Source organism: Thalassotalea fusca (genome assembly GCF_053485835.1).
Map to the genome: position 1 here is coordinate 317418 of NZ_JBQRUN010000003.1, position 13480 is coordinate 330897.

General features: G+C 44.7%; 10 protein-coding genes and 1 riboswitch. Of the genes, 5 read left to right on the forward strand and 5 right to left on the reverse strand.

The features are described from left to right. Positions 1 to 77: 77 nt before the first annotated feature. The 4 genes from ACSLUK_RS05785 (at position 78) to ACSLUK_RS05800 (ending at position 5767) form a co-directional block, all read left to right on the forward strand. Positions 78 to 1349 carry a c-type cytochrome gene (locus tag ACSLUK_RS05785; protein ID WP_448547583.1) on the forward strand — a complete coding sequence of 424 codons (1272 nt, stop codon included), beginning with the start codon at positions 78 to 80 and terminating at the stop codon, positions 1347 to 1349. Positions 1350 to 1507: 158 nt separating this feature from the next. Further along, on the forward strand, positions 1508 to 2134 hold the full coding sequence (locus tag ACSLUK_RS05790; protein WP_448547584.1) for a paraquat-inducible protein A: 627 nt from the start codon (positions 1508 to 1510) through the stop codon (positions 2132 to 2134). Next, positions 2127 to 2741, forward strand: a complete 615-nt coding sequence (locus ACSLUK_RS05795; protein ID WP_448547585.1) for a paraquat-inducible protein A — start codon at positions 2127 to 2129, stop codon at positions 2739 to 2741. The genes ACSLUK_RS05790 and ACSLUK_RS05795 overlap by 8 nt, the downstream gene beginning before the upstream one ends. Continuing rightward, entirely contained in the window at positions 2741 to 5767 is a 3027-nt protein-coding gene (locus tag ACSLUK_RS05800; protein WP_448547586.1) for a PqiB family protein, read from the forward strand. Before ACSLUK_RS05795 ends, ACSLUK_RS05800 begins: the two co-directional genes overlap by 1 nt. 69 nt (positions 5768 to 5836) lie before the next feature. Here the strand turns inward: ACSLUK_RS05800 and thiE are convergent, their stop codons facing one another. From thiE to thiC, 5 genes are read right to left on the reverse strand one after another with little or no spacing between them, the layout of a single operon-like run. After that, complete coding sequence (gene thiE / locus ACSLUK_RS05805; RefSeq protein ID WP_448547587.1) at positions 5837 to 7339, reverse strand: thiamine phosphate synthase; 1503 nt, start codon at positions 7337 to 7339, stop codon at positions 5837 to 5839. Between the two features lies 1 nt (position 7340). Further along, a complete protein-coding gene (locus tag ACSLUK_RS05810) occupies positions 7341 to 8147 on the reverse strand; it encodes a thiazole synthase (protein WP_448547588.1) in 807 nt (268 codons plus the stop codon). Then, on the reverse strand, positions 8147 to 8356 hold the full coding sequence (gene thiS, locus ACSLUK_RS05815; RefSeq protein WP_448547589.1) for a sulfur carrier protein ThiS: 210 nt from the start codon (positions 8354 to 8356) through the stop codon (positions 8147 to 8149). Before thiS ends, ACSLUK_RS05810 begins: the two co-directional genes overlap by 1 nt. Continuing rightward, positions 8340 to 9521, reverse strand: coding sequence for a glycine oxidase ThiO (thiO, locus tag ACSLUK_RS05820; protein WP_448547590.1), 1182 nt, complete (start codon positions 9519 to 9521; stop codon positions 8340 to 8342). The genes thiS and thiO overlap by 17 nt, the downstream gene beginning before the upstream one ends. 17 nt (positions 9522 to 9538) lie before the next feature. Then, on the reverse strand, positions 9539 to 11473 hold the full coding sequence (gene thiC / locus ACSLUK_RS05825; protein WP_448547591.1) for a phosphomethylpyrimidine synthase ThiC: 1935 nt from the start codon (positions 11471 to 11473) through the stop codon (positions 9539 to 9541). Between the two features lie 74 nt (positions 11474 to 11547). After that, positions 11548 to 11666, reverse strand: a riboswitch (TPP riboswitch). 128 nt (positions 11667 to 11794) lie between these two features. Here thiC and ACSLUK_RS05830 point away from each other — a divergent pair. After that, the gene (locus ACSLUK_RS05830) at positions 11795 to 13471 is read left to right on the forward strand and encodes a M1 family metallopeptidase (RefSeq protein ID WP_448547592.1); all 1677 of its coding nucleotides are present in this window, start codon (positions 11795 to 11797) and stop codon (positions 13469 to 13471) included. Positions 13472 to 13480 lie beyond the last annotated feature (9 nt).

A 13480-nucleotide genomic window follows, 5' to 3' on the forward strand; every position in this document is an offset into this window, starting at 1 on the left:
TGCCGCGATAATTCTAAAATTTATAGTCGCTTGGGCTAGGCTAACCTTAAGCGTTAATAAAAAACAGAGAGCAATCCATGAAAAAAGTCTTATTTTCGATCGTACTCGGATTAGGTTTGGTAAATTCTGCGAGTGCATTCACAGGTGATGTAGCGGCAGGTAAAGCGAAATCGGCAACATGTGCAGCGTGTCATGGTACGAATGGTATCGGCGCAACCGACATGTACCCTAACCTTGCTGGCCAACATGCTGACTATATTGTTAAGCAATTAAAGGCATTTAAAGCCGGCGAACGTAAAGACCCTGTAATGGCACCTATGGCGTTAGCTTTGTCAGATCAAGATATGGCAGACGTAGCCGCATATTTCTCAAGTTTTACGCGTGACGGCCAAGCAGCCGGTGGCGATACAGCCGCAAGCGGTGACGCATCTGCACCAGCAACAGCTGCGCCAGCTAAACCGGCATTTGTAGCAGACGCTAAAGTAGGTAAAACTATTTACGAATTTGGTGATAAGGCACGCGGAATTACAGCATGTGTTGACTGTCATGGTAAAGACGGCGACAGCTCTGTATTAATTAACCCGAACTTATCTAACCAACACGCACAATACATTGAAAAGCAATTAAAAGCGTTTAAAGACGGTTCACGCGAGAACGCGCCAATGAACCAAGTGGCAGGCAACTTATCAGATGAAGATATTGCACACATTGGTGCTTACTTTGTTGACACAGCAGCCGTTGGTGAAGTTGAAGCCAAAGGCGTGGTAGTTGCAAAATCATTTGTTGGTGACGTAGCAGCTGGCAAAGCAAAAGCAGCAACTTGTGCAGCTTGTCACGGTGCCGATGGTAACGCGGCTGTTGCCATGTACCCTTCATTAGCAGGCCAAAGTGAAGCTTATTTGTTGAAGCAATTACGTGACTTCAAAAAAGCAGTAGACACAAACAATGCTGAAGGCCGTGTTGACGGCGTAATGGCAGGCATGGTGGCACCTTTATCAGCTGAAGACATGCAAAACTTAGCAGCATACTTCGCGTCACAAACACTTTATCCTTCAACTGCTGAAGAAAATGCTACAGGTCGTAGATTGTTCGTCAGTGGTGATGCTAAGCGCGGTATTACAGCATGTATTGCATGTCACTCAGTTGACGGTAACGGTATGGATAAAGCTGGCTTCCCTGCCATTGCAGGACAAAGCCCAACTTACCTACAAGCACAATTAGAGAAATTCCGCTCAGGCGCACGTGCGAACGACCTAAACAACATGATGGGTAACATCGCAGTGAAGCTTTCTGATGACGACATCAAAGCGTTAGCGCAATACATGTCATCACTAAATAATAAAGGTTAATTGTACAAGCGCTAAAATGCCTCGTAACAAGTAAACCCATTTGAAAAGCAGCTCTTAGAGCTGCTTTTTTTATTCACGCTTTGTAACGGTTAAGCCATTGGAGAAATGACATATTTCCATTAAACTAGTTATTCGGTTTACATAATGGAACTATTGTTATGCAGAACAAACAGCCATTAGACTCATTAATTGCTTGTAAGCAATGTGATGGCTTATTTTCTCTGCCAAGGCTCAAGGAAGGGCAAAAAGCGCGTTGCTGTCATTGTGGTGGCACTTTAACGGTATTTAAGCGAAATTCGGTTGAACGCTCTATGGCGCTTTCGGTTGCTGGATTAGTATTCTTTGTTCCAGCCGTTACCTTACCAATTTTCGGCATTAGCGCCGCAGGCAATGCTAACCAAGCGTCACTTATTGAAAGCATTGTCTTAGCGATCAACAACGGTGACTATATTGTCGCTACGGCTTTGTTTTTATTTACCATCGCGATTCCTCTCGTGCGCCTGATTATGTCGCTAATCATCCACCTATCACTTCGCGTGCAAAAAAATACACCTAAGTTACGTACCTTTTTCCGTTCCTATCAAAACCTCGACAACTGGGCGATGGTACATGTGCTGTTGCTCGGCGTTATTATCTCAATGTATAAACTCGGTGAATCATCGGAACTGCAAATCGGTACAGGCTTAGTGAGTTTATGCATGCTGTTGCTTTGTTCCACGATGTTGTCCATCACCATGGACCACCAGCACATATGGCAGCAATTGGATGAGTGCCCCAATGGATAGAGCAATAGACCACGGGCTAGGCGCCTGTCCACGCTGTCACAAGGTAGTCAAAATGATCGACACCTACCAAAGGTGCCCTCGTTGTCACAAAACGTTTAGTCAACGCAAGCCAAAGAGTCTTCAATATACAATGGCCTGGACGATTGCGGCATTGATTATGTTAATCCCAGCCAATATGTATCCCATGATGGTGTATTACAAGTTAGGGGTTGGCAAAGCGTCAACAATATTTGAAGGTATTATTCAGTTTGTCCAATCGGGCATGTTACCCATTGCACTCATCATTTTTATTGCCAGTTTTGTAATCCCACTCGGGAAAATACTTGCGTTGTTCTACTTAATGTACAATGCTAAGAAAAGTCAAAAAAAGACATTAAAACAACAGAGTAAACTTTATCATTTGGTGGAATATCTCGGCCCTTGGTCAATGCTTGACGTATTTGTTGTGGCCGTTATGGCAGCTGTCGTCAAGCTGGGGTTTATCACCAATATTGAAGCGGCAGACGGCATCACCTATTTCACTTTGATGGTCGTCTTTACTATGTTTGCCGCTGAGAGTTTTGATCCCCGTTTATTGTGGGACAACCATTCGGAACCAAAAGAATAATGACACAAAAACCGACACCGTCATCACCTGTTATTGAAGAAAAAGAAGGGATCTCAGCCGTTTGGCTGGTGCCATTTTTGGCCTTGCTATTTGGTGGCTGGTTATTGATTAAATCATTTACTGAACAAGGCGTGTTTATAACCGTACAGTTTGATAATGCCAGTGGTATTGTCAAAGGAAAAACCCAAGTACGTTATCGGGGGTTGATAGTCGGTCTCGTCAAGGACGTTGAAATTTCAGATGACCTACAAAGTGTGATGGTTGAAATAGAAATGGATTCCAGTTCTAAGACTATGCTGACCAATAAAGCACTATTTTGGTATGTCACCGCAGACTTTTCATTACAAGAAGGTGTAACTGACCTCGACACGCTCGTTTCTGGCAGCTATATCAATTTCAAGCCCGATCTCGAAAGCAAAGGCGAGGCTAAGCGAGAGTTTGTCGCACTACGTGACGCTCCCTCATTAGACGCTTCTACACCTGGGTTGCATGTGGTCTTGCACACAAAAGCACTAGGTTCGCTAAGCAGAGGCTCCCCCGTTACGTTTCGTCAAATCACCGTAGGTCATGTATCTGGGTATCGCTATAACGAACAGCTCAACCTAGTGAAAGTCAACGTATTCATCAAACCTGAATATAGCCATTTGGTAAAAGAAAATTCCCGTTTTTGGAATGCCAGTGGCGTAGAAGTTTCTGGATCACTCACTGGTGGAATACAGGTCAAAACACAATCGATCGCATCAATCGTTTCAGGGGGTATCGCCTTTGACGATGCACAACATGAAGCAGTATTGCCACCAGCGCAGAACGGACAAGTTTACCAACTTTACCCAGACTACCGAACCGCTGAAATGGGCCATGAAATTTCACTCGAGCTAAATTGGGATTCTGGGATAGATGAAGGCGCGGCCATTCGTTACCAAGGGCTAACACTTGGCTATATCGCCTCTGTAGATAAGATTGACCCACAGAGTCGCCGCATAACTGCGATAGCTAAGGTCAATCCTAGGGTCATTCCATACCTCACCGAAAATACTAGTTTCTTTGTTGCCTCACCACAAATTGATTTAGGTGGCGTTACTAACTTACATTCATTGCTGTTAGGCTCACACATAGGAATATCTCCATCGATTTCTGGGCAGCCTACCAATGAATTTATTGTGTACAACCAAAAACCCGCCTATCAATACGATGAACCGGGATTGCATTTGGTATTGCAAGCGAACGACGTCTCTTCAATACGGGTGAATACTGGTATTTATTATAAACAGCAACGTGTTGGCAGTGTTCAAGCCATCGAACATACTGGCCCTAATGAATCTTTAATCCATATTCATGTTGAACCTGACTACCAAGATTATGTATCAACCGATAGTCGTTTTTGGAATATAAGCGGCTTTAAAGTTACAGGTGGCCTCCAGAATTTTGAGGTAAACGCACAGTCACTACAGTCGATTTTAACTGGGGGGATAGCGTTTGATTTAGGCATTGCTCAAGAAAAAACGACACCACAAAATGGCGATACCTTTGCATTGTACGATAGCCAAAAAATGGCTAAACAACGGTTAACGTTTCAATTAGTCGCGTCCAGTATGTTTGGACTTTCTGAAGATGCACGTATCTTATTGTATGGCGAAGAAATTGGGGCAATACAACACGTTGACTCACAACAAGGGCAAGTAGTTATCACCGCAGGTTTGTTACCAGAATATGCACACATACTTAAGCAGGATTCGCAGTTTTGGGTAGTTAATCCAAGTATTTCTTTTGCGGGTTTTAGCGACACTGATGCGTTGTTCGGTGGTAGCTACATTGGCGTTAATGTTGGCAAAGGGGAGCACATTGACGTATTTTCACTTGCCGGTAAACCACCTAAAAAGCCAACAAGCGCTGACGGCGTGCAATTAACGTTAAATACGGAGCGTGGCAATGTAGTTACGCCCGGCAGCCCTATCAGTTACAAGGGGATTTTGGTTGGTCAGGTTGATAATGTTGCCATAGATGAAAAAGAGCAAGACGTTGATATCAACGTAACCATCGCTGAAGAATACCGCCATTTACTCACCAACCAAACGCGATTTTATAATGCGAGTGGTATCACCATAAAAGGTGGTGTAGGCAATTTCCTCATTAAGACTGAATCGACTGATGCCATCTTGAGGGGCGGCATTAGTTTTTTTAATACGCCGCAGGTTTTCTCTGAGCAAATGACACCAGAACCGCTAGCTGAGGGCTCGCGATTTACATTGTACGACAACGTGGAATATGCGCGTTTGGCTGGTCAGGCTGTTCGTATACGCTTTAATGATATCGATGGGCTGAAAACTAATTTAAAAATTAAATATAAAGAACATCAGGTAGGTATGGTTGAACATATTCAGTTTGATCAAGATGGACTCGGCGCAACTGCGTATGCATATCTTAGCGACCATGCTAAGCAGTTTGCGGTATCTGGTACGCAATTTTGGCTTGCCAAACCTGAGCTTGGCTTAGTAGGTTCCAAAAATGTCAGTGCGCTTATTGAAGGTAACTTCATCGGTGTAAAACCCGGCACGGGCGAGTTTAGCACAGCCTTCACAGCAAATGATTGGGAACCAGTGACAACAAACAAGGCCAGAGGTCTCAACATCACCTTAACTTCTGCTCGTTTAGGATCTATACGTGTGGGCAACCCTGTGCTTTACCGACAAGTAAAAGTGGGCGAAGTCATTGGAGTTGATCTCAACGACACTGCCGATGCTGTTAACATATACGTTAATATAGCGCAGCGCTTTGCGCCACTGGTAACTGCACAAAGCAAATTTTGGAACGCAAGTGGAGTACAACTCGACGCCGGCATTTTTAGCGGCATCGATATAAAGTCAGAATCTGTAGAAACATTATTAGCCGGAGGTATAGCATTTGCTACACCACCTAATGCGAATATACAGCAAGTTGCTCAAGCCCATACCTTTAAACTTGCCGACGAATTTGATGAAGATTGGCTAGAGTGGCGGCCTCAAATTCCACTCAATAGCGCACCGTAGTCATTAAATCTAGTGCGCTTTGTCAATGGCGTAGGCTGTCAGGCCACTTCTTTCGTGACCTGGTTTCAACTACACCAATAACTGTTGCAATGTCTTGGCCGCGAGCAAAGGCTGCTCAGCTTCTGTAATTGCTGTAACCACAGCAATGCTATCAACACCGGTTTGCCACACTTCAGACACGCGTTCAGCATTTATTCCTCCGATAGCGACAATCGGAATATCTTTTGCCAACGTCAGAATTTGACGCAAATTATCTACACCTTGGATCTGTCCTGTCATGTCTTTAGTTTTCGTAGGAAATATTGCCCCAATAGCCAAATACGATGGTTGTAATTGCTGTGCCAGTAAGAACTCATAACAGCCATGTGTACTTATGCCCAAGCGTAAGCCAGCGCGATGAATGGCGGCTAAGTCTGCATCGGCTAAATCTTCTTGTCCTAAATGCACACCATACGCACCTAACTCAATGGCCAGTTGCCAATGATCGTTGATGAACAATCGCGTATTGCTTCCATTACACAAAGCAATCGCTTGCGATATCTGCTCTTTCAACGCTTCTTGAGACAGATTTTTGAGTCGTAACTGGATGATATTTAAATTGGCAGGAAGTAACTGCTCCAGCCAGCTCACAGAATCAACCACCGGATACAATCCCAATTTTTCAAGACTATGTTCGTTTTTTGATAAGCCCAGTGATGGAAATGCCCCCAACGCTTGGTATTCACAAGTGACATCACAGACCACACTAGGAAAAAATTGGCTTGGTGCTGGCCACTGCTTAACGGCAAAAGCGCCGTAATAACCCTGCTGGCCTTGATGCTGTGCTAGCCCTTGTTGAATCAACGCTTTGCTCATCGTAAACGCATCGCGAAATAAATACCCTTGCGCTAAAAATGCAGCAATTGCAGAAGCAAATACACAACCACCACCATGGCTGTAAGATGTGGCAATTCGAGGCGCACTTAACCCGCAGTACAGACCGCTGCCATAACACACGGCATGATCTGTGGCATTTTCTCCTTCATCATGACCACCTTTTACAATCACGGTATTATGCCAGCGTTTGCTCAATTCCCTAGCCAGCGCGTGTGCAGAAATATCGGCGTGTTCTAGCTGCTCAAGTGCCAGCAACATATGTGCTTCATCAAGATTTGGCGTTACCACATCACACAAGGCGCAAAATTGCTGTACATACCTCGGTGTAAGAGACGCAAATTTACCGCCGACAGAGGCTTGACCCACGGGATCAAATACGACTTGAATATCCCCGTTATCACGCTTCAATGTAGCCAACCAATCAATGAGCAGCAATAATTGGGCATCGCTAGCAATCAGACCAATCTTGATGGTTCGCGGCTGCTTGTCTTCGAGTAAGGTATACAACTGCATACGGATCACATCAATCAAAACAGGATTAACGGCATATAAGCCTTTAGCGTTTTGTACTGTGTTGGCGGTGATTACATGACATACTTCCACGCCCAGCGTGTGCAGCGTTTTGATATCAGCAGCAATTCCGGCCCCACCAGAGCAATCTGCACCTGAAATCGTCCAAACAATAGGTTTTGCCATGTTATACACCTCCACTCTGATGCCAAAATGGCGTTTCAAGTGTTGGCGTGCTTGGATGCGCAGTTTGCCGTTCCTGCATGACACCAGCCATATACCCTTGTTCGCCAGCTGCAACCGCCATGGCAAACGCTTTGGCCATCACCACAGGGTTATCAGCCAATGCAATCGCACTATTGAGCAATACCCCGTCATATCCCATTTCCATCGCTTGACAAGCATCTGACGGCTTACCAATGCCAGCGTCAACAATTAATGTGGCATTAGGTAAGCGCAAACGAATAGTTTCAAGGTTGTACGGATTCATTAATCCCTTACCTGTGCCTATAGGAGAAGCCCACGGCATGATGACCTGACAACCCAAATCATATAAGCGCTGGCAAAGCACTAAGTCATCGGTACAGTAAGGCAATACCTTAAACCCTTCTTTTAGTAATATTTCCGTGGCAGTTAATAACTCCACGGGATCTGGCTGCAAGTTATAATCGTCACCAATAACTTCTAGTTTGATCCAATCAGTGTTAAACAATTCACGACTCATTTTTGCCAGCGTAACTGCTTCCTTTGCCGACTTGCAGCCTGCCGTGTTTGGCAGTAAGAATCCATCAACTTGTGCCACACAATCTTGAATGTACCGCCATATTTTTTGTCCTGCCCCAGCCTGTGGGTTTTGTCGTTTTAGTGACAATGTCACGACTTGCGAGCCACTCGCTAAAATCGCGTTCTTCATCATTTCGGGTGAAGGATATAGCGCACTGCCAATCAGCAAGCGACTGTTAAGTTGTTGGCCATAAATATGTAAAGACATCATTAGCCTCCTTGAATAGGAAAAAGCACGTCAATCGAATCGCCGTCGTTGAGTAAGGTGTGTGCATAAAGAGACTTCTCGACAAAGTCACCATTACAGGCAATGGCGAAACTCATGGCCAGTTGCTCACTCGTTAAATAACGTGTTAGCGCTTGTGTGATAGTAGCTTGCGAATCGATATTTATCGATTCGCCATTAATATAAATTTTCATAAGCAGTTTTAACGGGTAATAATGATTGATAAGGCAGTTGAGCTAAGTGATGTGACTCAACTTTTCCGTTTGGCATGGCAATTAGTTGCTCGCACAATGCCACCGTTTGCGCCAGCGCTACAGGGGCTATCAAGTAGCCATGTCGGAACAAGCCATTAATTTGAATGTAGTAATCTTGATGAACGATTTTCGGTTGGTTATCTGCAAAGGCCGGGCGTAACTGGCTCAAGTGTTGTCGTATATTTGCTTCAGCAAATCCCGGATGGACGCTGTAGGCAGCGCTCAATAATTCAAGCGCCGAACGCACCGTCATCGATGAGGTATCTTCGCTTTCAATTTCTGTTGCACCTACTACGTAAAAGCCTTTGGTTTTCGGCACGATATAAAGTTGATAACGCGGATGCATCAAACGTACGGGTCGTGTGATATGTACATCTGGCGCAAACAACTGAAACAGCTCGCCACGCACACCTCGAAGTGAATCAATAGGCAACATCGACTCATTACTTGCGCTAAGCGGCTTTCTCGCCCCCGCACCTCGACAGTCTACGACCAGATCGACGTCAAAAGATCGTTGTTTACTGTGCTGATTTGCCAGTATTTTATACCTTCCATTATTCTCGCGACCTAGCGAAAAAACTTCGGTGTTTTCTTGCCAAGAAACATTGAGCTTTTCCAGCTGTACTTGTAATGCAACGAGCAATTTGCGATTACCTATTTGCCCTTCCTCAGGCAAATAAATCGCCTGACTGAACTTTCGAGCGAGTTCGGGTTCATAATGCGCAATGTCTTCACGCGTTAGAAACTGTGCAGACTCAGGGTAATGTCGATTGATGTGTTGTTGAAAACGAGCAAAATCTCCTTGGTCTTGCTCGTGGCTCACGAGCAAAGTGCCCGCCTGCTGGAAGTAATAGTAGTCGTCGAGTGTTGCTAATAGTTCTGGCCAAAGCCTTAACGATGTAACGCCCATTTGCACAATGTTCGCCTCACAAAGGAGTGACTCACTGTAGGGAGCTAGCATACCAGCTGCCGCATACGCTGCACTGGCACGCCCTTCACGATCATCTTTATCAATCAAGATAACCTCTGCCCCGCGCTGTGCAAGTTGCAGGGCGACCAGCCGCCCCATTAACCCCGCACCAATAATACCAACCGTTTTATTCAAAGCGTTACGCTCCTTCGTTACTGGGCGGTGTGGTAAATTTCGCTTCCTGCGGCTTTAAATTCAGCTGACTTTTCATCCATGCCTTGCTGCAATACGACTGTTTCGTCTACTAATTTGATGGCGATACTGTCAGCAGCGTTTGCTTCAAGCTTGGCGGCGTAGTCGCGCACATCCTGCGTGATTTTCATCGAACAAAACTTTGGTCCACACATTGAACAAAAATGTGCAATTTTGCCTGACTCTTGCGGCAGTGTTTCGTCGTGATACTCTCGCGCTCTTTCTGGATCTAGTCCTAAGTTGAATTGATCGTGCCATCTAAATTCAAAACGTGCTTTAGATAACGCGTTATCACGTATCTGCGCACCCGGATGACCTTTCGCTAAATCGCCGGCGTGAGCAGCAATTTTGTAAGTAATAAGTCCTTCTTTTACATCTTCCTTGTTTGGTAAGCCTAAATGCTCCTTTGGCGTGACATAGCACAACATAGCACAGCCATACCAGCCAATATTTGCCGCACCTATGCCAGAAGTTATGTGGTCATAACCCGGTGCGATATCAGTTGTTAGTGGCCCAAGCGTATAGAATGGTGCTTCATGACAGTGCTTCAGTTGTTCATCCATGTTGGCTTTTACCATATGAAGTGGCACATGTCCTGGGCCTTCGATCATTACTTGTACGTCGTGCTTCCAAGCAATTTTGGTGAGCTCGCCTAGCGTACGCAATTCGCTAAATTGTGCTTCATCATTGGCATCGGCAATCGACCCCGGTCGTAAGCCATCGCCTAGTGAAAAGGCAACATCGTAGGTTTTACAGATCTCGCAGATTTCTTCAAAATGGGTGTAAAGAAAATTTTCTTTATGATGCGACAGGCACCATTTGGCCATGATAGAACCACCGCGAGAAACAATGCCCGTTACACGCTTGGCTGTCATCGGAACATATCTCAATAGCACGCCAGCATGAATCGTAAAGTAGTCAACACCTTGTTCTGCTTGCTCAATCAAAGTATCGCGAAAAACTTCCCATGTGAGATCTTCGGCAACACCATTCACTTTTTCTAACGCCTGATAAATCGGCACTGTGCCAATTGGTACAGGTGAGTTACGAACAATCCATTCGCGCGTTTCATGAATGTAGCGGCCTGTTGAGAGATCCATTACAGTGTCAGCTCCCCATTTGGTTGACCACACGAGTTTCTCTACCTCTTCTTCAATGGAAGAAGTTACTGCTGAATTACCGATATTAGCGTTCACTTTAATCAAGAAGTTGCGCCCGATAATCATAGGTTCACTTTCAGGGTGATTAATATTATTTGGAATAATTGCGCGCCCCTCTGCAACTTCCTGACGCACAAATTCAGGAGTGATTTCCTGCGGAATATTGGCACCAAAGCTTTGCCCTGGATGCTGGTGTTTAAGAATTTCATCCTTCATTTCCGCTCGTTTCATGTTTTCACGAATGGCAATGTATTCCATTTCAGGCGTGATAATGCCTTGGCGAGCATAGTGCATTTGTGTCACGTTTTTGCCTGGTTTTGCGCGTCTTACTTTTGGTAGATTGTCAAAGCGAATGTGATCTAGCCCTTCATCAGCTAAACGTTGTTGACTGTAGCCCGATGTTGCACCAACCAGTTCCTCTGTGTCATCACGCTCGGTAATCCACTTAGCGCGCATTTTTGGCAAACCTTCGTGCACATTCACTTTTACGCTATCGTCGGTGTATGCCCCTGAAGTGTCATAGACACGGATGGGTTCGTTAGGCTCGAAAATTGGGTTCTCTTCTGTACCGCCAACGAATGTATCGCCGACAGTAATCTCACGCATGCCAACTTTAATGTTGTGTAATTTGCCTTCAACATAAACTTTCTTCGAGTTGGGGTAGCTTTGCCCCGACACATTATTAATAAATTCTTCTGCCTGCTGGCGACGTTCGCGACGTGATAATTGAGTCATAGTGTTTGCCTTTTTAACGGTATATAAAAAGACGGAGTGTAGAATGAGCGCTACTACGGAAAGAACTTGGGTTATGTAGTAAGCGTCTTGTTCCCTTACGCAGGTATTAACCTGATCAGGTTCTACGGATCCCGCAAATGCGATCTCAGCTTTAAACTCGTATAAACGAGCAAAAGCACTCCGACAAGTGATTGTTCACGATTCTAGCGCATTGTTTAAATTTTTCGCAAGCGCAATTACATATAAATTATTCAAATTTGGGCGTAGCTTCAGAGTATGCTATTAATAACAGCAATAAAAATAATTAAATACAAATACACTATGCCCCTACTACGATCATTTATGCTTGGCTCGCTGTTAACTATTACCAGCACGCTGTCAATTACCGCTGATGCATCAGATTTATTTTCACAAGGCGATGAAATCACACGCCAAGATGTTCTTCGTGGCTCCATTACACCCGAACGTGCGTGGTGGGATTTAAGCCACTATCATTTGGATATCCGTGTGGAACCTGACAAAAAAACCATCGCAGGTACTAATACGGTAACTTACCGCGTATTAAGCGATGCTAATCGCCTGCAAATTGAGTTACAAGCGCCTATGCAGCTAACAAAGGCGGTACAGGAAGGAAAGTCGCTCAACATCACCCAAGACGGCTATACCTATTTCATCGAACCGAATTCTCCTCAGCCTATAGGTTCTGAGCAATCCGTTGTATTGCACTTTGAAGGTAAACCAACAGAGGCCAAAAGAGCCCCTTGGGATGGCGGCATCACGTGGACAAAAGATGAAAACGGCATTGATTTTATTGCCTCAGCAAACCAAGGGATAGGTGCCAGTATTTGGTGGCCAAACAAAGATCACGCCTATGATGAGCCCGATCTGGGTGCCCTAATCAGCGTCGAAGTGCCGGAACATTTGGTGAATGTCTCTAATGGCCGATTAGAAAAAACCGAGCATGATGAGACACGTAAAACGAAGACTTATCATTGGCGCGTAATAAACCCGATTAACAACTATGGCGTAAATATCAATATTGGCGATTATGTTCACTTTGGCGAGACATATGCGGGTGAAAATGGTGTGCTCGATATGGACTACTACGTATTGTCGTATAACTTAGATAAAGCCAAAGAACAGTTTAAAGATGCAAAGCGAACGATTGAAGCATTTGAATATTGGTTTGGTCCATATCCCTTTTATCAAGACAGTTTTAAACTTGTGGAAGCGCCTTATTTGGGCATGGAGCATCAGAGCTCGGTCACTTACGGCAATGGTTATCAAAATGGCTATTTAGGGCGTGATCGTAGCCGTACTGGGCATGGTATGTTATTTGATTTCATCATAATACATGAAACTGGGCATGAGTGGTTTGCGAACAACATCACGAATGTTGATATTGCCGATATGTGGATACACGAAAGTTTCACCAATTACTCAGAAAGTTTATTTCTTGAATATCATTACGATAAGGAGAAAGCGTTCGCCTATGTGAGAGGCTCTCGCGCAAACGTTCAGAATAAAAAGCCCATAGTAGGTCAATACAACGTACATCGTGAAGGCTCTGGTGACATGTATGACAAAGGCAGTAATATGTTGCATACCATCCGCCAAATCATCGATGACGACAAAAAGTGGCGTGATATTTTACGCGGGCTTAATAAAACGTTTTATCACCAAACGACAACTGGGGCGGCAGTTGAAGCCTACATGATTGAACAGTCGGGCAAATCACTAGAGAAGATTTTTGACCAATACCTACGTGATGTCCGTATTCCAGCACTTGAGTATTTTGTCAATGGCGATACGCTCATGGTGCGTTGGGCTAATACGATTGAGAATTTTGATATGCCTATGCGTATATTTGTCGATAACCAACCGATGTGGATTACACCTAAAACCTCTTGGTCGAAAGTTACCTTGCCAGCAGCCAATGCTGTGATTAAGCTAGATCCTAACTTTTATATCACGCATCTTGATATCATGGCACCTTAGCACCGATAA